Origin of the sequence: Pseudomonas synxantha BG33R, from assembly GCF_000263715.2 — a bacterium.
Classification (GTDB): Bacteria; Pseudomonadota; Gammaproteobacteria; order Pseudomonadales; family Pseudomonadaceae; genus Aquipseudomonas; species Aquipseudomonas synxantha_A.
Genome location: NZ_CM001514.1, coordinates 2,887,447 through 2,905,347, shown reverse-complemented (window position 1 = coordinate 2,905,347; position 17,901 = coordinate 2,887,447). Strand labels below are relative to the sequence as shown.

Sequence of the window (17,901 nt, the reverse complement as noted above, 5' to 3'; positions counted from 1 at the left end):
GACAAATTCCTCAAAGCCAATGGGCCATGGACACGGTGTTACGCAGGTTCCATACCTGCTCGATCAGGCCACTGGCCTGGGCGGAGGTACGGGCGCCGCTGAAGTGAGTCAGGCGTTGGAACTTATCCGCCAGTTCGGCGCGGCTCAGGGTGTTGCCCGGGTCGCCCTTGGGCTCGTCGATGGCGCCGTGCAGCGTGCGGCCATCGGTGGTGGTGACGGTGACGCGGCCCAGCCAGCGTTGCGGATAGGCGCTATCGACCTCGGGATCGAGGGTCATGCTGACCTTGTCGCGAAAGGCCGCGACCGCAGGGTCGGTCAACGCCAGTTCATGGAACTCGGGCAACCCGGCTTCGCCATGCACCGCGATCAGGCCAAGCACGGTGCCCATGGAGAATTTGGCCTGGTGCACGGTGGTCGGCACCGTCACCCGGCCAAGCACATCGATTGCGCCTTGATGCACGCGGGTTTCCACTCGGCAGATCTGCGCCGCGCTCAAGCCTTCACGCTGCATCACGTCCAGTAGCGCATCCGCAGCGGGATGGGTGTGGCGGCAGGAAGCGTGGAACTTGAACGAAGTTTCCACCAGCGCCCAGCGGCTCCCCAAGTCAGCCGACAACTTGCTCGGTTCTGAATCACTCGACATGCCCGCCGCCAAGCCTTGATCGCCTTCAAGGATATTGCGCGCACCGGTCAATCCATCGGCTGTCAGGTAAGCCGCCAGCAAGCCATCCGCTGCGGCTTTGGCCGTGTGCAGTTGCTTGGAGTCGGCGGCATCGCGCAAGAACTCCCACAGCCCTGCCGCTTGAGTGCCGGCACTGCCGAGCAGGTTGATGAACTGTTCCTGGTTGAAGTCGAGCAATTTGCCCACGGCGACCGCCGCCGCCAGGGTGCCGACGGTGGCCGTGGTGTGGAAGATGCGGTAGTGCGAGCGGCCCAGGAACTCGCCGATGCGAATCCCGGCTTCATAACCGGCCACCGCAGCCAGCAACAGATCGCGACCCGATTTGCCCAGGTCCTGGGCGGCCGCCAGCGCGGCGGGAAACACCACCGTGGCCGGGTGCAGCACCGAACTGTTGTGCAGGTCATCCTGCTCCACCAGGTGCGACGATGCCGCGTTGACCAGTGCCGCAAAATACGCGCTGCTGCTGGCGCCGCTGACGATCACCTGGGCCGGGCCGCTGCCGGGCCCCATCGTCTGCGCATAGCGCTCGAACAGGGGAATCGGGTGTGCGCCCTGGCTGGCCAGCGCCGAGGCGAGCCAATCCAGATACAGCTCCTCGATGCGATCCAGTACGTGCTCGGGCAACTGCGAGTAGGTCAGATCAGCGAGGAATTGGCACAGGGCTTGGGTATGACGCATGCTCAGGCCCTCAGAAACTGCGTGGCAGTTCGAGCAGATGCTCGGCCACGTAGGACAGGATCAGGTTGGTAGAAATCGGCGCCACCTGGTACAAGCGCGTCTCGCGGAATTTGCGTTCCACGTCGTATTCGCAGGCAAAACCAAAGCCACCGTGGGTTTGCAGGCAAGCGTTGGCTGCTTCCCACGACGCCTTGGCCGCCAGGTACTTGGCCATATTGGCGCTGGCGCCGGCGTTCTTGCCGCTGTCGTATTCCTCACAGGCACGCCAGCGCATCAGGTCAGCCGCTTCGATCTCGATATGCGCTTCGGCAATCGGGAATTGCACGCCCTGGTTCTGCCCGATGGGCCGGCCAAATACCACGCGGTCGCGGGCATAGACGCTGGCCTTTTCGATAAACCAGCGGCCGTCGCCGATGCACTCGGCGGCGATCAGGGTGCGCTCGGCATTGAGGCCATCGAGGATGTATTTGAAGCCCTTGCCCTCTTCGCCAATGAGGCTGTCGGCCGGCAGTTCCAGGTTGTCGAAGAACAGCTCGTTGGTCTCATGGTTGACCATATTGGCGATGGGCTGCACGGTCAGGCCGTTACCGATGGCCTCGCGCAGGTCGACCAGGAAGATCGACATGCCTTCGGACTTTTTCTTCACCTCGGCCAGGGGCGTAGTGCGCGCCAGCAGGATCATCAGGTCGGAATGCTGCACTCGAGAGATCCAGACTTTCTGACCGTTGATCACGTACTTGTCGCCGCGTTTGATCGCAGTGGTCTTGATCTTGGTGGTGTCAGTGCCCGTGGTGGGCTCGGTGACGCCCATTGATTGCAAGCGCAGTTCACCGCTGGCGAGCTTGGGCAGGTAGAAGCGCTTTTGCGCCGCGCTGCCGTGACGCAACAGGGTGAACATGTTGTACATCTGGCCATGCACGGTGCCGGAGTTACCGCCGCAACGGTTGACCTCTTCGAGGATCACCGACGCTTCGGCCAGGCCCAGGCCGGAACCGCCGTACTCTTCGGGGATCATTGCCGACAGCCAGCCGGCAGCGGTCAGGGCCTTGACGAAGGCTTCGGGGAAGCCTTTGTCTTCGTCGATCTTGCGCCAGTAGGCGGCATCGAACTCGGCGCACAAGGCGCGCACGCCTTCGCGGATAGCATTGAGTTCTTCGTTGTCATTGGGGTTCATGCGCGGCTCTCCGCCTGTTGTTCTTGGGTTATTCGAAATGCACCTGGGCGGTCTGCGCCAGACCTTCAGCGTTGCCAGCCCAAAGTTCTGCGACGCCGGTTGCGCTGATGCGCCCGCCTACTTCAAACGGCTGCGGTGCAATCAACGGGCGCACGCCGCGATAGATGAAACGGCGCAGCGTGGCTTCAGGGTGCGCCCGGCAGAACGCACGCAGGCTCAAGGTGGCGATCAGTGGGCCATGCACCACCAAGCCGCTGTAGCCTTCAGTGGCGGTGACATAGGGATAGTCGTAATGGATGCGGTGGCCGTTGAAGGTCACGGCGCTGTAGCGGAACAGCAGGGTTGGTGTCGGTTCCACCGCTTCTGTCCATTCGCCCCGAACCAGAACATCGCCGCTGCCGGGTTTGGGCGGCGTGGGCTCGCGATAGACGATGTCCTGTTCCTCGCGGATCGCCAGGCGCCCGGCCTGGGAATAGTCGTGGCGCACCGTGACAAACAACAGCGAACCGGTGCGACCGGTCTTTTCTTCGACCTGAGTGATGGTAGACACGCGGGTCGCCGCCTCGCCGGCCCGCAGCGGGTGCACAAACTCGATACGCCCACCGGCCCACATGCGATTACGGTTATCGGCCGGTGGCAGGAACCCGCCGCGCGCCGGGTGGCCATCGCTGCCCAGGGCCGACTCCGGCAGCGGGTCCTGGAAAAAGCACCATTGCCACAATGCGGGTACGGCTGCACCGTCGGCAGGCACCCCTTCACCGAACGTGGCGGCGATGCGCTTGAGCAGGTTATGGCTCAGGTGGTCGTGGGCGGTCTCGCTTCGGCCGATCCAATCAGTGGCGCTCATCGGGTGCAGATCCTCAGGCAGTGGGTGTCTGCTGCCGATCATGCAAGGGACTGCCCGTTCTGAGAATTTGCATTTTAATAAACCAGCGTTCGGTTATGCTGAACGCCGCCACCCTGTACCGGGAGTCTTGCATGCACTTTGATCTCGCCGACCTGCGCCTGTTTATCCATATCGCCGAATCCCCCAGCCTGACCCAGGGCGCCAGGCGCGCGTTTCTGTCGCCGGCTGCCGCCAGTGCGCGGATCAAGGCCCTGGAAGGTCAGCTCGATACTCGCCTGCTGTACCGCGACAGTCGTGGCGTGGAGATCACCCCGGCGGGCGAACGCCTGTTGCACCATGCGCGATTGATCATGCGTCAGGTGGATTACCTGAAAAGCGAGTTCACCCAATACGGCGTGGATTCAGCCGGGCATATCCGCATCTTCGCCAACACCACGGCGGTCACCGAGTTCTTGCCGGAAGTGCTGGCGGGCTTTTTGTCCCAGCGCCCAGGCGTGACCGTCGACCTGCAGGAGCGCCTGTCTCGGGACATCGTGCGCGGCGTACTCGATGGCACCAGCGACATGGGCATTATTGCCGGCCCCGTGGAAGCGGCGGGTTTGCAAGTTCTGCATTTCAGTACGGATGAATTGGTGCTGATGGTGCCCGTCGGGCATCCCTTGGCCGATCAGCCTTCGGTCACCCTCGAACAAACCCTCGCCTACCAGCATATCGGCCTGCATGAAGGCAGCACGCTGCTGAGTTTCCTGCGCGAACATGTCGAGCGCCTGGGCAAGCAGTTGTCGCTGCGCATCCAGGTGTCGAGCTTCGAGGCGATCTGCCGGATGGTCGAGGCCGGCGTGGGCATCGGGATCATTCCCGAGTCCGCCGCCCAGCGCCACAGCCGCACCATGCAGTTGGTGACGGTGAAGCTGGACGAGCCTTGGGCGATTCGCGAGCGCAGCATTCTGGTGCGCGAGCTGGAGGCATTGCCGGGGACCATTCGGGCACTGATCGCCACATTGATGCCCTGATCTTGTAGGCGCGAGCAAGCTCGCGCCTACAGTTGGCCGTTAACAGTCTTTGACAGTTTCCCGACAAAGCACTCAAAGATTCTCAGCCCCCGCCGCCCTAGCATTCCAGCATCCAAATCATCATTCGGGTGCTCTTGATGTTTCGCAGACTGCGCGGTATTCCGCTATTGGGTTGCCTGCTGAGCAGTATCGGTTGCCACTCGCAACCGCCTGCTCCGCCGCCGATTCAAAAAGGCGATTACGGCGCGATCATCCGTTACCTGCAAACCCGCATACCCCGGGAGATGGTCCGGGAAAATGTGGCAGGCTTGTCGATTGCCCTGGTCAATGGCCAGGAGTTGATCTGGGCCCGAGGCTTTGGCCTGGCCGACAAGGCCCAGGGCGTACCGGTGACGCCCAACACGGCGTTTCGCGCCGGGGGGATTTCCAAACTGATCACCGCCACGGCGGCGTTGCAGTTGGTGGAGCAACAGCGCCTGGCACTGGATGCACCGATCCAGCAAACCCTGCGTGAGTTTTACGTACGCTCGCGCTTTCATGACGACCAGGCCGAAGCAGATCGCGCCATCACGTTACGGCGTTTGCTCAGCCATCAATCCGGCCTGCCCAGTGAGCACCTGCGTGACCTGCACAGCACCTATGCCATGGGGCAGATGCCGATGCGCGTGTCGGGCGTATGGCTGAGCAGCCCGCCCGGTTTTCAGGTGGCCTATTCCAACCTCGGCTACTCGCTGGTGGGTGCCGCCATCGAGCGCAGCAGCGGCAAAAGCTTCGAGGCCCAGCTACAAAGCAGCCTGTTGGCCCCCTTGCACATGAACCAGTCCAGTTTCCTCGGCACCGGTGCACAATTGAGCTTTCGCGCCCTGGGTTATGAGGACGGCAACGCCAGCACCGACGCCCAGGTACGCGACCTTGCCGCCGGTGGCCTGTGGGCCAGCCCCAAGGATCTGAGTCACTACGTGCAGATGTTGTTTGCCAAAGGCACCTACAAGGGCAACCGCGTGCTGGGCAGCGCTTCAATAGATCAAATGTTCACCCAGCAAAACACCGGCAACGCCTTGGATTTTGACTGCCAGATGGGCCTGGGCTGGTTTCTGGCGCCATGCGGTGACGAGCCGATTACCCCTGGGGTGCGTACTTACCAGCACAGCGGCGGCGGCGATGATTTTGCCGCCCAGTTGACCCTGCTGCCGGACCAGCAACTGGCCGTGATCATCATGGCCAACGACAGCAATGCCGAAGAGATGGTGGTGTCGTTGGCCACCGACAGCCTGCGCCTGATGCTTGAGGCACACACCGGCGAGCGCGCCTGCGCCGACGACTGCCGGGCTCCCAGCCACGGTCTGAAACTGCGCCACGTGCCAGCGGCCGTCGACCGCAAGCGCCTGGCCGGGTTCTACGCGACCCCCTGGGGCATATTCCGTATCAAGGATGACCGTGAGCGCCTGGCCGGCGAACTGGCCGGCTACACCTTCGACTTGCTACGCGATGACCAGGGCTGGCTGCGTGCGCAGAAAAAGGTCCTGGGTTTTTGGCTCAAGGACCTGGGCGACCTGGGTCGCATCCAGCTTGATGTAGTGACGGTACAAGGCCGGCAGATGCTCACGGCCCGCAGCCACGGCCAACGCATTGCCATCGGTGAGCGCATCGAGCCGCCGACCCTGTCTACGGCTTGGGCCGACACCATCGGCACCTATCAGGTACTCAATAGCCATGAACCCGACGCACCGTTGAGCGGTATCAGCGTGCGCCTGGAAGACGGCTTCCTGGTGATCCGCGGCCAATTGCACGACGAGCCACTGACTGACTACATCCTGCTGCCGGTCGACAACGCCCACGCGGTACTCGCCGGCACCGGCTACGGCCTGGGCGACACCGTCAGCCGCCAGGTCAACGGGCTGAGCGCTTCGGGTTATTCCTTCAAACGCACCCAGTCCCCCCACACACCCTTGAATTTCTAACCTGGAGAAACACCTGATGCACGCAAAAAACCTGTGCCTGTCAGTGACCTCACTGTGCCTGCTTGCCGCCGCCGACACGGCGCTTGCCGAAGACTGGCAATACAGCCTCAAGGCCGGCATAGCCAACGCCCCCCGCTACAGTGGCAGCGACGAACGCATGACGGCGCCTGTGCTGGGCGGCAAAATCATCAGCCCTTGGGGCGTCTTCCTCGACACTGATACGGGCCTGGGCTGGGGTTACGAAGGCAATGCCTTGAGCTTCAGCGCATACATTGGCGCAAGCGATTCGCGCAAGGATAAAAACGAAAGCATGCATGCCGGTTCCAAACGCCTCAAAGGCATGGGCGAGATCAAATCACGCCCGCAACTGGGGGTGAGTGCCGCCTACAACCTCGGCGGCGTGATCATCGGTGCCACCCTGGAACATGCGCTTGAAGAAGATAAACACAAGGACACCGGCAAGGCTTTTACCCACGTGGAGTTGAGCTTGGGTACCAATCTGTATGAGGGGCGCTTCGGTTCCGTCGATGCTGCCATCAACAGCCACTTTGGTGACCGTGACTACCTGCAGACCTGGTACGGCGTGACCACCGGCCAAGCCGCGCGCAGCCGCTTCAAGGCATATAAGGCCAGCGGCGGCAATATCAGCAATGGCATGAACCTTACGTGGAGCTTGCCAATCAGCGAGCACACACAGTTCTCGACGCTGCTGGATGTGCAGTACCTGGCGGATAAAGCGGGCAAGAGCCCGATTGTGGAGCGCCGCTTGCAGACGTCGGTGATGGGGATGGTGGAATACACCTTCTGATTCAAATTGGTAACCCAATCCAAATGTGGGAGGGGGGTATTCAAAAGGTGTTACTCGGCATACGCCCAGGTCATCCGAAACGACGCCCCGCCCCACTCCGAATCCAGCACTTCCACGTGCCCGCCATGCCACTGGCTGACGCGCTTGACCAACGCCAGGCCCAAGCCAAACCCTCCCGTGCGGCGGTCGCGGCTGGCGTCGAGGCGCAGGAAGGGTTCGAAGATCTTGGTGCGACCCTCCAGCGGCACGCCTGGGCCATCGTCATTGACCCGTACTTCATAGCCGTTGCCGAACTTGACCAGCGACACTTCCACGCGGCGATCGGCATAACGGATGGCGTTACGCAGCAGGTTGATCACCGCCCGCGCCATAAAGCGTGGCTCGATGCGGATAAAGTCGACCTCACAGGTACGCAGCGATAACTGCACCCCCTGTGCTTCGGCCTCCAGGGCCACACTGCCGATCACGCTGTCGAGCCAGCTGTGGGCTTCGATGTTCTCGCGGGTGACCTGGGTGGCACCGCGCTCCAGGCTGGCGTAGGTCAACAGTTCGGAAACCATTTCTTCCAGCTCGCCGAGGTCGGCGTACATATCGGCAATCAACTCGCTGCTCTGGCGTGGATCGATCTGCTGGCGCAGTTGATCAAGTTCAAACGACAAACGCGCAATCGGTGTGCGCAACTCGTGAGATACGGCGTTGGTGAGTTCGCGCTGGTTGGCGATCAGGCTCTCGATGCGCTCGGCCATCTGGTTGAAGTGCCCCGCCAGTTCGCGCACGGTGGAACGCCTTGGCAACAGGATGCGTGAGCCGAGGTCATTGTCACCAAAACGTTGCGCCGCCAGGCGGATATGCTCCAGGTCACGCCAGTGCGGGCGTACCCAGAAATACAGGACGATGGCCAGGCCTGCGCCCAGAAAGCCATAAGCCCACAAGTACAGCCATTTGGGTTCTTCCGGCAGCTGGATCTCAAGTAATTGCGGGCCGCCGTCAATCGCTGACAGGAACTTCATAAAATCCTCGCGTACCACCACTTGGTCACTCGCCAGGAGTTTCTGTTCGCGCTCGCTCAGGTGCTGGGCGTCGCGCTGCACCAGTTTCAGGCGCAAGCCATAATGCGGCTGCAGCTCATCCAGGCGTGCCTGGCGCGCCTCTCCCTGTACCGGTCGCAATTGTTCCACCAGGGCCCACGCCGGGCCGCGCAAGGCTTCACGGTTATACGTCTCGTTGGACTCGGGCATGTAAGCGTCCAGGCCATAGTTGACCAGCCAGACCGACCCGGCCAGGCCGAGCGCGAGGATCACATAGAGGCGCAGATACAAGCGCAGCATCTAAACCTCCCACGCGAACGGATTGAACAGGTAACCCTTGCCCCAGATGGTTTTGATGCACACCGGCTCGCGTGGGTTGTCGTTGAGCTTGCCGCGCAATTTGCTGATGTAGACGTCAACGCTGCGATTGAGGCCATCAAAGGCAATGCCACGCATACGGTTGAGGATGTCATCGCGCGAGAGGATCTTGCCCGAGCTGCTGGCCAGTAACCACAGCAACTCGAACTCCATGGTCGTCAGGTCGATGGTCTGACCGCCCAGGCTGACGCCCCGGCAGCTGCGATCAATCGACAAGCGGCCGAACTCCAGGGCACCCCGCGCCGCGGGCTCGGGCATCTGGCGGCGCTGCAACGCACGCAAACGCGCAAGCAGCACTGGCGGCTTGATCGGCTTGATCACGTAATCGTCAGCCCCGGACTCAAGGCCCAGGATATGGTCCAGATCGTCTTCCTTGGCTGTCAGGATCACGATGGGCGTGTCTGACACAGTGCGAATTTCGCGGCAAACATGCAGCCCGCTCTGGCCTGGCAGCATCAAATCGAGCACGACAATCCTGGGTTTGAAGTCCAGGAACGCTGCCAGGGCTTCATCGCCCCGGTGCACGACACGCACCTCAAAACCATGCTGCGACAGGAACTGCGCGATCAGCCCCGCCAGCTTTTCATCGTCCTCAACGAGCAGGACCTTGCCCAGACCCAGGTTTTCCATAAGTTCTCAGTGTAGAAACGCAGATTGAAGTGCGCGCATTATAGGTGGCAAGCAGGCGCACAGAAGCAGCTGGCCAGTACGAGCCGATGAAGCTTCATGCTTTTAAGAGTTTTTAACAAATAGCCTGCAATCTTTAACGCCATTCACAAGGAGTTGTATGCGCAAGGATTACCTGGCGTTCTTCGTTTCGCTGTTCCTCTCGCGGCTGGCCGACCAGATCCTGCTGTTCATCGTGCCGCTGATCGTGTTCCAGACCACGCAAAGTGTGTCGTGGGCGGGCCTGGCGTTTTTTGTCGAATCGCTGCCGCGCTATCTGGCATTTCCGGTGTGCGGAGCCTTGTGCGACAGGTTTTCACCCGTACGCATTCTGCATATCAGCCAGGTGTATCGCGCGCTGGCCTGCGTGGTGGCGGTGGCGCTGTATGGGCTGTTCGACGGGATCCATTGGCTGGTGATGCTGTCCGCGTTGTGCGGGGTATTGACCACTCAGGGCATCATGGCGCGGGAGGTGGTGATGCCGCATGTCTTCCAGCATTACACCTACGCCAAGACCTTGTCCTATTCGCAGATTGCCGACCAGAGCGGCCTGGTGCTCGGGCCGTTGCTGGCAGCGCTGATGCTGCAGGTTTGGGCCTGGCCCTGGGTGGTGCTGGCCATCGCCGCACTGTTTGTTCTCGCTGACCTGGCAATGCTGATCTGGCAGCGCAACACCACGGTGAGCCTACAAAGCCATGGGCAGCCCCCGGGTATCTGGCTGCAACCGCTGCGCACCGCGTTTGGCCACATCCGCAACCTGGTGGAACTCAAGCGCATCATCATTCTGGCCGTCGGCGTGAACCTGATTATCGGGGTCACACTGGCCACCTCGGCCGCCATGGTTACCGGCCAATACGCCGCCGACAAGGATGCCTACGCCCTGCTGCAAGCCGCCGGCGCGCTGGTCACCATCGGGATTCTGTTTTACCTGGCACGCTCATCACTGCCGTTGAAAGTAATGGGTGGGCTGTCGTATTCGATGATTGCAGTCGGCGCGCTGATCACCGCCGTCAGCCCCGGTGTGTGGGCGTATGCCGTGGGCTTTTTGCTGGTGATCGGCTTTGACAAGATGTTCAACGTGTACCTGCGCAGCACCCGTCAAAAAGTGATCCCGGTGCAGGATTTCGGCAAGACGGTAGGCGTGATCACCTTGCTCAACAACCTGCCGCAGCCGTTGGCGGGCCTGATGATCGCCGTGCTGGCAGCGCCGTTGGGCACGCAAACGGTGATCCTGCTGCTCGCCGGGATCACCGCCTTGATCGGCGTGGCGGTGGCCTCAGGCTGGCACGCCACTGTGAAAGCGGAACTCGATGTCGGGTGATTCGATCAGCTCCTGCTCGGCCGCCCTCACCCGCTCGATCACCTGGGCGATGTCCTTGGCGTCGCCATACTGGTAGGCCAGCTTCAAGTAACCCTGGAAGTGCCGGGCTTCGCTTTTGAGCAAACCGAAGTAGAACTTGCCGAGCTCTTCGTCCAAATGCGGCACCAATGCTTCGAAACGCTCGCAGCTGCGTGCTTCGATAAAGGCGCCGACTACCAGGGTGTCCACCAGCTTGACCGGCTCATGGCTGCGCACCACCTTGCGCAAACCCGAGGCATAGCGGCCCGCGTGCAGTTGGCGCAGTTCGACCTTGCGCTTTTTCATCAGGCGCATGACTTGCTCGTGGTGCACCAGTTCTTCGCGGGCCAGGCGCGACATCATATTGATCAGGTCAACATGGCCGTGGTACTTGGCCATCAAGCTCAGGGCGGTGCTGGCGGCTTTGAATTCGCAGTTCTTGTGGTCGATCAGCAGGGTGTCCTGATCGGCCAGGGCGGCCTGGACCCAGGCGTCGGGGGTGCGGCAGCCGAGGAATTCATGGATTTCGGGCAGGTTCATCGGGCTCACGGGCAAAGGATCACAAAAGGGCGCCGATTATACCGACCCCGCCGCAGACCACCAGCCACCGGCCTTGATGTGCATCAACATGACGTCTGGCGGGCAGCAACTATAGTTGTCGCATGCCCCTTCCTGGAGAACCCGATCATGCAAGCCATCCGCAGCATCCTGGTGGTCATCGAGCCCGAACACTCGGAAAGCCTGGCCCTCAAGCGTGCCAAGCTGATTGCCGGGGTGACCGACGCGCACCTGCATTTGCTGGTCTGCGACAAGAAACACGAGCATTCGGCGCTGTTGAGTGTGCTCAAGGAGGGTTTAAAGAACGACGGTTACAGCGTCACCACCGAACAGGCGTGGAACGACAGCCTGCATGACACCATTATCGAGGTGCAGCAAGCCGAAGGCTGCGGCCTGGTGATCAAACAGCATTTTCCCGACAGCCCGCTGAAAAAAGCCCTGTTGACGCCGGCGGACTGGAAGCTGCTGCGCTACTGCCCCACGCCGGTGCTGTTGGTCAAGACCGCTACGCCATGGGCGGGCGGAGTGATTCTGGCGGCCATCGATGTGGGCAATACCGACAGCGAACACCGCTCACTGCACAATGCGATCATCGACCATGGTTTTGATATCGCCAGCCTGGCCAAGGCGCAACTGCATGTGATCAGCGCCCACCCGTCGCCGATGCTGTCGGCAGCCGACCCGACCTTCCAGCTCAAGGAAACCATCGAGGCGCGCTATCGCGAACAATGCAAGGCATTCCAGGACGAGTTCGACGTGGACGACAGGCACCTGCATATCAAGGAAGGCCCGGCCGATGTGCTGATCCCGCATATGGCCCATCAGCTGCACGCGGCGGTGACCATCATCGGCACCGTGGCCCGCACCGGGATTTCGGGGGCGTTGATCGGTAATACAGCGGAGGTGGTGCTGGATGCGGTGGAACGTGACGTGCTGGTGCTCAAGCCGCAGACGTTGATGGATCACCTGCAAGAGCTGGCAACCAAACCCTGACACCGACCCTTCAGGCAATGAAGATCAAATGTGGGAGCTGGCTTGCCTGCGATTGCGGTGGGTCAGCTGGCGCATTTGCTTCTGATACACCGCTATCGCAGCATGGGTATCTACACAACTCTGACGTAGCAACCATCAGTAACCACGATGCGAAGCGAGCCGCTCTTGATCTGCTTTTGATCTCAGGCGCCCCGTCAAACCACGCTGGCCGGAATTCGACAGGGATTTGGGGGGTAAACCGGCAGGGATGCCGGTTTAGCCGCCCCGCGCCATGGATGGCGCGTGGCGGCGGCCCCCCAAATCCATGGCGGATTACGGGCACACCGAGCCACAGCGAGGTGCCGAGTGGTGGGGCGAAGGCCTTTTGCTTACTTTTGGGCCTCTCCAAAAGTGAGTCGCTGTAAGAGCGAAACCATAAGCGGCCGTTACCGCAGCAACGGATATGTACTCGGTCTGATCCAACATCCTTGTCGGCTGTCAGGCCGCCTTCGCAGGCAAGCCAGCTCCCACATTGAGCTCGTCAGTCAGTTAGCCCAGCGCATCTTTCAAGAATCCCGGGGCGATATAGCGCTGGTAATGCGCTTCAGAGAGGATAAAGAACTCCCGATCAATCGCATCGCGCAGGTCCGGCAAGGGCCAGTCGCGAAACTCCGGCAACAGCACCATGCCGTACGCCTCAAGGTTATTGATCACCCGCGCCCCGCGTGCGATCAACTGGTAGGCCCAGCAATACTCGGACTGGTGCGGCACGAAGCGAATCTTGCGTTGCTCCAACTGCCCGCGCAGGGTCTTGGGGTCAAACACCTCCACTTTGCCGGCCATCACCTGGACCAGCAGTTGCTCAAGCCTGAGCCAGACTGCACGCTTTTCTTCTTCGTTATAGCCATTCCACTGGATCACTTCGTGGTGGAAGCGCTTGCAGCCGCGGCACACGAGATCGCCGTAGACCGTGGAGCACAGGCCGACGCAGGGGGTCTTGATGGTTTGGTTGGACATGGGCGACAACACGCAAATCAGCGAAACAGTGCGCCATGTTAGCCCTTTGTCTAAGGTTGATCACCCAGCAAACTTGGCCAGGCAACTTACCTTTAGATTTTTTTTGCCGTAGAATCACCCGGCCTTGTAAGGCGCCAATAATCCGCTGGAAGCTGTTTTCAAAGCGTCACGAGCACAGTCGTTCCTTCAGAACGGTGTTGGCGTGGTTTCGACCCGGTAGGTCAGAGCCCACGCCAACCCTCATCAGCTCCGTTCTGCAGGCGTAAAACTTTGAAAGCAGCTTCTGTAAAGGAATGCCGGCAGCGCTGGCTTTGCGGCCCAAAAAGCCCCTGAGCGCATGCGTGCCGTTCATTTCTGGATGAGCGTCCCGTGGGACCACTGATGAGGGTAATAACTGTGCTTGAAGCCTACCGCAAACATATCGAAGAGCGTGCAGCACTGGGTATCGTTCCCCAGCCGCTTAACGCCGAACAAACCGCAGGCCTGGTCGAGCTGCTGAAAAATCCTCCGGCTGGCGAAGAAGAATTCCTCGTTGACCTGATCACCAACCGCATTCCACCAGGCGTTGACGAAGCTGCCTACGTCAAGGCCGGTTTCCTGTCTGCCCTGGCCAAGGGCGAAGCGACTTCCCCCCTGATCGACAAGAAACGCGCTGTTGAACTGCTCGGCACCATGCAAGGCGGCTACAACATCGTGACGTTGGTCGAGCTGCTGGACGACGCCACCCTGGCGCCCGTCGCGGCCGCCCAACTCAAGCACACCCTGCTGATGTTCGATGCGTTCCACGACGTCGCCGAAAAAGCCCGCAACGGCAACGAACACGCCAAAGGCGTGATCCAGTCCTGGGCTGACGGCGAGTGGTTCCGCAACCGCCCTACCCTGGCCGACAAGATCAGCCTGCGCGTATTCAAGGTCACCGGCGAAACCAACACCGACGACCTGTCCCCGGCGCCTGACGCCTGGTCCCGCCCTGACATCCCGCTGCACGCCCTGGCCATGCTGAAAATGGCTCGCGAAGGCATCGTGCCGGACGAGCAAGGCAAGACCGGCCCGATGAAGCAGATCGAAGAAATGCGCGGCCAAGGCTTCCCGATCGCCTACGTCGGTGACGTGGTCGGTACCGGTTCGTCGCGCAAGTCGGCTACCAACTCGGTACTGTGGTTCTTCGGTGACGACGTGCCTTACGTGCCGAACAAGCGTGCCGGCGGTTTCTGCTTCGGCAGCAAGATCGCTCCGATCTTCTACAACACCATGGAAGATGCTGGCGCACTGCCAATCGAATTCGACGTCACCAACATGAACATGGGCGACGTGATCGACCTGTACCCTCATGCTGGCAAAGTCTGCAAACACGGCACCGACGAAGTCCTGACCACCTTCGAAATGAAGACTCCGGTACTGTTGGACGAAGTTCGCGCCGGCGGCCGTATCCCGCTGATCATCGGTCGCGGCCTGACCGACAAGGCCCGCGCCGAGCTGGGCCTGGGCCCTACCGACCTGTTCAAGCTGCCTGAAGCGCCTGTCGACACCGGCAAAGGCTTCACCCTGGCACAGAAAATGGTCGGCAAGGCGTGCGGCCTGCCGGAAGGCAAAGGCGTTCGCCCTGGCACCTACTGCGAGCCGAAGATGACCACCGTGGGCTCCCAGGACACCACCGGTCCCATGACCCGTGATGAACTGAAAGACCTGGCGTGCCTGGGCTTCTCGACCGACCTGGTGATGCAGTCGTTCTGCCACACCGCGGCGTACCCGAAGCCGATCGACGTGACCACCCACCACACCCTGCCTGACTTCATCATGACCCGTGGCGGTGTATCGCTGCGTCCGGGCGACGGTATCATCCACAGCTGGCTCAACCGTATGCTGCTGCCGGACACCGTCGGTACCGGTGGTGACTCCCACACCCGTTTCCCGATGGGCATCTCGTTCCCGGCCGGTTCCGGTCTGGTCGCGTTCGCCGCAGCCACTGGCGTGATGCCACTGGACATGCCGGAATCGATCCTGGTGCGCTTCAAAGGCAAGATGAAGCCTGGCATCACCCTGCGTGACCTGGTTCATGCCATTCCTTACTACGCGATCCAGGCTGGCCTGCTGACCGTAGAGAAGAAAGGCAAGAAAAACGCCTTCTCCGGCCGCATCCTGGAAATCGAAGGCCTGAACGACCTGACGCTGGAACAGGCTTTCGAGCTGTCCGACGCCTCGGCTGAACGTTCGGCTGCCGGTTGCACCATCAAGCTGTCCAAAGAGTCCGTTACCGAGTACCTGAACTCCAACATCACCCTGCTGCGCTGGATGATCGGTGAAGGCTACGGCGATGCCCGCACCCTGGAACGTCGCGCCCAAGCGATGGAAGCCTGGGTTGCCAACCCGGAACTGATGGAAGCCGATGCCGACGCCGAATACGCCGAAATCATCGAGATCGACCTGTCGGAAATCAACGAGCCGATCCTCTGCGCGCCTAACGACCCGGACGACGCCCGTCTGCTGTCCAGCGTTGCCGGTGAGAAGATCGACGAAGTGTTCATCGGTTCGTGCATGACCAACATCGGTCACTTCCGCGCTGCCGGCAAGCTGCTGGAGCAGGTCAAGGGCCAGCTGCCGACTCGTCTGTGGCTGTCGCCGCCGACCAAGATGGACGCTCACCAGTTGACCGAAGAAGGCTACTACGGCATCTACGGAAAGGCTGGCGCACGCATGGAAATGCCGGGCTGCTCGCTGTGCATGGGTAACCAGGCACGTGTTGAGCCGAATTCGACCGTTGTGTCGACCTCGACCCGTAACTTCCCGAACCGCCTGGGTGACGGTGCAAACGTCTACCTGGCATCGGCCGAACTGGCGGCAGTGGCCTCTACCCTGGGTCGCCTGCCGACTGTCGAAGAGTACATGGGCTACGCAGCGAAACTGGACACCATGGCCAGTGACGTCTACCGCTACCTGAACTTCGACCAGATCGCCGAGTTCCGCAAGATCGCAGCAAGCGCCAACATCCCGGTGATTCAAGCTTAAGGGTGTGTTGATGTGAAAGACGCCGCGTATCGCAAGGTACGCGGCGTTTTTTATGCCTGGAACTAACCTTTACTGCCAACACAAAACCAATGTGGGAGCTGGCTTGCCTGCGATAGCGGTGTATCAGTCATGAATGTAATGACTGACACATAGCTATCGCAGGCAAGCCAGCTCCCACACTTTTAGAGCTGTGCAGTCAGATAGACCGCATCAGGGCTCAGGCAACCAGCGAATACACCAATGCCGTAATCGCCACCAGGCCAACCGCGGTGACAAACACATTCGACGCCTGCCCACGGTACTTGGCCATGGCCGGCACCTTGCGGATCGCATACATCGGCATCAGGAACAGGATCGACGCAATCACCGGCCCACCCAGGGTCTCGATCATACCGAGGATGCTTGGGTTAAGCGTGGCGACGATCCAGCACACCACCAGCATGAAGGCGGCGGTCATGCGGTCCAGGGTCTTCGGTGCCGGGCGGCGACCGGTCTTGACCACGAGCCCCTTGAGACCCTCGCTGGCACCGATGTAGTGGCCCAGGAACGACTTGGCAATCGCCACGAACGCAATCAACGGGGCGGCAAAAGCGATGGTCGGGTTGTCGAAGTGGTTGGCCAGGTACGACAGGATCGACAGGTTCTGCGCTTTCGCCTCGGCCAATTGCGCGGGCGACAGGGTCAGCACGCAACTGAACACGAAGAACAGCACCATCGCCACCATCAACAAGTGAGCGCGGGACAGGATCTGCGAACTGCGCTCCTCGGCGTGTGCGCCGTACTGGCGTTTCTGGTCAACCGCGAAGGCCGAGATGATCGGCGAATGGTTGAACGAGAACACCATCACCGGAATCGCCAGCCACAGCGTATTGAGCAGCGCCGACGGTGCCGGCACCTCGCTGGCAGTGCTGAGAATGCCGCCATTCCAGTGCGGCACCAGGTACACGGCCAGGAACAGCAGGGCGACGATAAACGGATACACCATCAGGCTCATGGCCTTGACGATCACTTGCTCGCCACAGCGCACCACGGCCAGCAGGCCGAGGATCAGCACAAACGCCAGAATCGCACGAGGCGGCGGCATGATGTGCAGTTGGTGTTCCATGAAGCTGCTGACGGTATTGGTCAGTGCCACGCTGTAGATCAGCAGGATCGGGAAGATCGCGAAGAAATACAGCAAAGTGATCAACGCACCCGCCTTGATGCCGAAATGTTCCTCGACCACATCAGTGATGTCGGAGCCTTCACGGCCAGACAGCACGAAACGGGTCAGCCCACGGTGGGCAAAGAACGTCATCGGGAACGCCAGTAACGCCAGGATCACCAGCGGCCAGAAGCCCCCCAGGCCCGCGTTGATTGGCAGAAACAAAGTACCGGCGCCAATGGCGGTACCGAATAGCCCGAGCATCCAGGTGGTGTCCTGGCGGCTCCAGCTTGTGAGGGTTGCAGGTGTCGTTGCATAGCGTTCGTCGACGCTATTGGCCTGATCATTCATCCGGTCGGATCTCCGCATTCACATGGCCAGCACGAGTCAGAAAAACCTGACAGGCAGCGCCCTGGCCGTAACAAGGGCCGGATTGTCCGGGATTCTCTTGAATAAGCAAAGACTTAGATGAGGAACGGTAATGCAGTGCAAAGGCTGGAAGGCAGCCCATGGGGCGGCTCAGTTGATCCAACGCCAGATGTCCACCGCCTTTACCCACCTCACGAACGCCCCTGCCAGAGGGGCATTGGGAGGGTCGATCACGCAAGGCCGGCGAAGCTTTGTTTAAAT

General features: G+C 61.0%; 14 protein-coding genes. 6 read left to right on the top strand and 8 right to left on the bottom strand.

Features of this window, described 5'->3' with window-relative positions; all coding sequences use genetic code 11:
- Positions 1-10: 10 nt before the first annotated feature.
- Genes PSEBG33_RS14505 through PSEBG33_RS14515 form a run of 3 tightly spaced genes read right to left on the bottom strand, consistent with a single transcriptional unit; the run spans position 11 to position 3,381 of the window.
- A complete protein-coding gene (locus PSEBG33_RS14505; RefSeq protein WP_005787902.1) occupies positions 11-1,360 on the bottom strand; it encodes an MmgE/PrpD family protein in 1,350 nt (449 codons plus the stop codon).
- 10 nt (positions 1,361-1,370) lie between these two features.
- Complete coding sequence (locus tag PSEBG33_RS14510; RefSeq protein WP_005787901.1) at positions 1,371-2,534, bottom strand: acyl-CoA dehydrogenase family protein; 1,164 nt, start codon at positions 2,532-2,534, stop codon at positions 1,371-1,373.
- Between the two features lie 28 nt (positions 2,535-2,562).
- On the bottom strand, positions 2,563-3,381 hold the full coding sequence (locus PSEBG33_RS14515; RefSeq protein WP_005787900.1) for an FAS1-like dehydratase domain-containing protein: 819 nt from the start codon (positions 3,379-3,381) through the stop codon (positions 2,563-2,565).
- A 131-nt stretch (positions 3,382-3,512) separates the two neighbouring features.
- Between PSEBG33_RS14515 and PSEBG33_RS14520 the strand changes: the two genes are divergently transcribed.
- From PSEBG33_RS14520 to PSEBG33_RS14530, 3 genes are all read left to right on the top strand, one after another.
- Positions 3,513-4,394 carry a LysR family transcriptional regulator gene (locus PSEBG33_RS14520; protein ID WP_005787897.1) on the top strand — a complete coding sequence of 294 codons (882 nt, stop codon included), beginning with the start codon at positions 3,513-3,515 and terminating at the stop codon, positions 4,392-4,394.
- Positions 4,395-4,531: 137 nt separating this feature from the next.
- Complete coding sequence (locus tag PSEBG33_RS14525) at positions 4,532-6,355, top strand: serine hydrolase domain-containing protein (RefSeq protein WP_005787895.1); 1,824 nt, start codon at positions 4,532-4,534, stop codon at positions 6,353-6,355.
- A 16-nt stretch (positions 6,356-6,371) separates the two neighbouring features.
- Positions 6,372-7,163: a MipA/OmpV family protein gene (locus PSEBG33_RS14530; protein ID WP_005787894.1), complete on the top strand. Its 792-nt coding sequence runs from the start codon at positions 6,372-6,374 to the stop codon at positions 7,161-7,163.
- A 50-nt stretch (positions 7,164-7,213) separates the two neighbouring features.
- Here the strand turns inward: PSEBG33_RS14530 and PSEBG33_RS14535 are convergent, their stop codons facing one another.
- Both PSEBG33_RS14535 and PSEBG33_RS14540 read right to left on the bottom strand, forming a co-directional pair.
- Entirely contained in the window at positions 7,214-8,491 is a 1,278-nt protein-coding gene (locus PSEBG33_RS14535) for an ATP-binding protein (protein ID WP_005787892.1), read from the bottom strand.
- Positions 8,492-9,199: a response regulator gene (locus PSEBG33_RS14540; protein WP_005787891.1), complete on the bottom strand. Its 708-nt coding sequence runs from the start codon at positions 9,197-9,199 to the stop codon at positions 8,492-8,494.
- Positions 9,200-9,356: 157 nt separating this feature from the next.
- Between PSEBG33_RS14540 and PSEBG33_RS14545 the strand changes: the two genes are divergently transcribed.
- Complete coding sequence (locus PSEBG33_RS14545) at positions 9,357-10,556, top strand: MFS transporter (RefSeq protein WP_005787890.1); 1,200 nt, start codon at positions 9,357-9,359, stop codon at positions 10,554-10,556.
- On the opposite strand, the gene PSEBG33_RS14550 is transcribed toward PSEBG33_RS14545, so the two are convergent.
- Positions 10,512-11,114 carry a tRNA-(ms[2]io[6]A)-hydroxylase gene (locus tag PSEBG33_RS14550; protein WP_005787889.1) on the bottom strand — a complete coding sequence of 201 codons (603 nt, stop codon included), beginning with the start codon at positions 11,112-11,114 and terminating at the stop codon, positions 10,512-10,514. The genes PSEBG33_RS14545 and PSEBG33_RS14550 overlap by 45 nt on opposite strands.
- Positions 11,115-11,261: 147 nt before the next feature.
- On the opposite strand from PSEBG33_RS14550, the gene PSEBG33_RS14555 reads away from it, so the two are divergent.
- The gene (locus PSEBG33_RS14555; RefSeq protein ID WP_005787887.1) at positions 11,262-12,125 is read left to right on the top strand and encodes a universal stress protein; all 864 of its coding nucleotides are present in this window, start codon (positions 11,262-11,264) and stop codon (positions 12,123-12,125) included.
- 528 nt (positions 12,126-12,653) lie between these two features.
- On the opposite strand, the gene PSEBG33_RS14560 is transcribed toward PSEBG33_RS14555, so the two are convergent.
- Positions 12,654-13,121, bottom strand: a complete 468-nt coding sequence (locus PSEBG33_RS14560) for a DUF1289 domain-containing protein (protein WP_005787885.1) — start codon at positions 13,119-13,121, stop codon at positions 12,654-12,656.
- Positions 13,122-13,517: 396 nt separating this feature from the next.
- On the opposite strand from PSEBG33_RS14560, the gene acnB reads away from it, so the two are divergent.
- Positions 13,518-16,127 (top strand): bifunctional aconitate hydratase 2/2-methylisocitrate dehydratase, encoded by a 2,610-nt coding sequence (acnB, locus tag PSEBG33_RS14565; RefSeq protein ID WP_005787883.1) that lies wholly within the window; start codon positions 13,518-13,520, stop codon positions 16,125-16,127.
- 217 nt (positions 16,128-16,344) lie between these two features.
- Here acnB and PSEBG33_RS14570 read toward each other — a convergent pair whose 3' ends face one another.
- Positions 16,345-17,622 carry a serine/threonine transporter gene (locus tag PSEBG33_RS14570; RefSeq protein WP_005787881.1) on the bottom strand — a complete coding sequence of 426 codons (1,278 nt, stop codon included), beginning with the start codon at positions 17,620-17,622 and terminating at the stop codon, positions 16,345-16,347.
- Between the last annotated feature and the right edge of the window lie 279 nt (positions 17,623-17,901).

Coding starts and splice junctions, on each gene's coding strand:
- PSEBG33_RS14505 (WP_005787902.1), bottom strand. CDS start 1,360: ATGCGTCATACCCAAGCCCTGTGCCAATTCCTCGCTGATCTGACCTAC.
- PSEBG33_RS14510 (WP_005787901.1), bottom strand. CDS start 2,534: ATGAACCCCAATGACAACGAAGAACTCAATGCTATCCGCGAAGGCGTG.
- PSEBG33_RS14515 (WP_005787900.1), bottom strand. CDS start 3,381: ATGAGCGCCACTGATTGGATCGGCCGAAGCGAGACCGCCCACGACCAC.
- PSEBG33_RS14520 (WP_005787897.1), top strand. CDS start 3,513: ATGCACTTTGATCTCGCCGACCTGCGCCTGTTTATCCATATCGCCGAA.
- PSEBG33_RS14525 (WP_005787895.1), top strand. CDS start 4,532: ATGTTTCGCAGACTGCGCGGTATTCCGCTATTGGGTTGCCTGCTGAGC.
- PSEBG33_RS14530 (WP_005787894.1), top strand. CDS start 6,372: ATGCACGCAAAAAACCTGTGCCTGTCAGTGACCTCACTGTGCCTGCTT.
- PSEBG33_RS14535 (WP_005787892.1), bottom strand. CDS start 8,491: ATGCTGCGCTTGTATCTGCGCCTCTATGTGATCCTCGCGCTCGGCCTG.
- PSEBG33_RS14540 (WP_005787891.1), bottom strand. CDS start 9,199: ATGGAAAACCTGGGTCTGGGCAAGGTCCTGCTCGTTGAGGACGATGAA.
- PSEBG33_RS14545 (WP_005787890.1), top strand. CDS start 9,357: ATGCGCAAGGATTACCTGGCGTTCTTCGTTTCGCTGTTCCTCTCGCGG.
- PSEBG33_RS14550 (WP_005787889.1), bottom strand. CDS start 11,114: ATGAACCTGCCCGAAATCCATGAATTCCTCGGCTGCCGCACCCCCGAC.
- PSEBG33_RS14555 (WP_005787887.1), top strand. CDS start 11,262: ATGCAAGCCATCCGCAGCATCCTGGTGGTCATCGAGCCCGAACACTCG.
- PSEBG33_RS14560 (WP_005787885.1), bottom strand. CDS start 13,121: ATGTCCAACCAAACCATCAAGACCCCCTGCGTCGGCCTGTGCTCCACG.
- PSEBG33_RS14570 (WP_005787881.1), bottom strand. CDS start 17,622: ATGAATGATCAGGCCAATAGCGTCGACGAACGCTATGCAACGACACCT.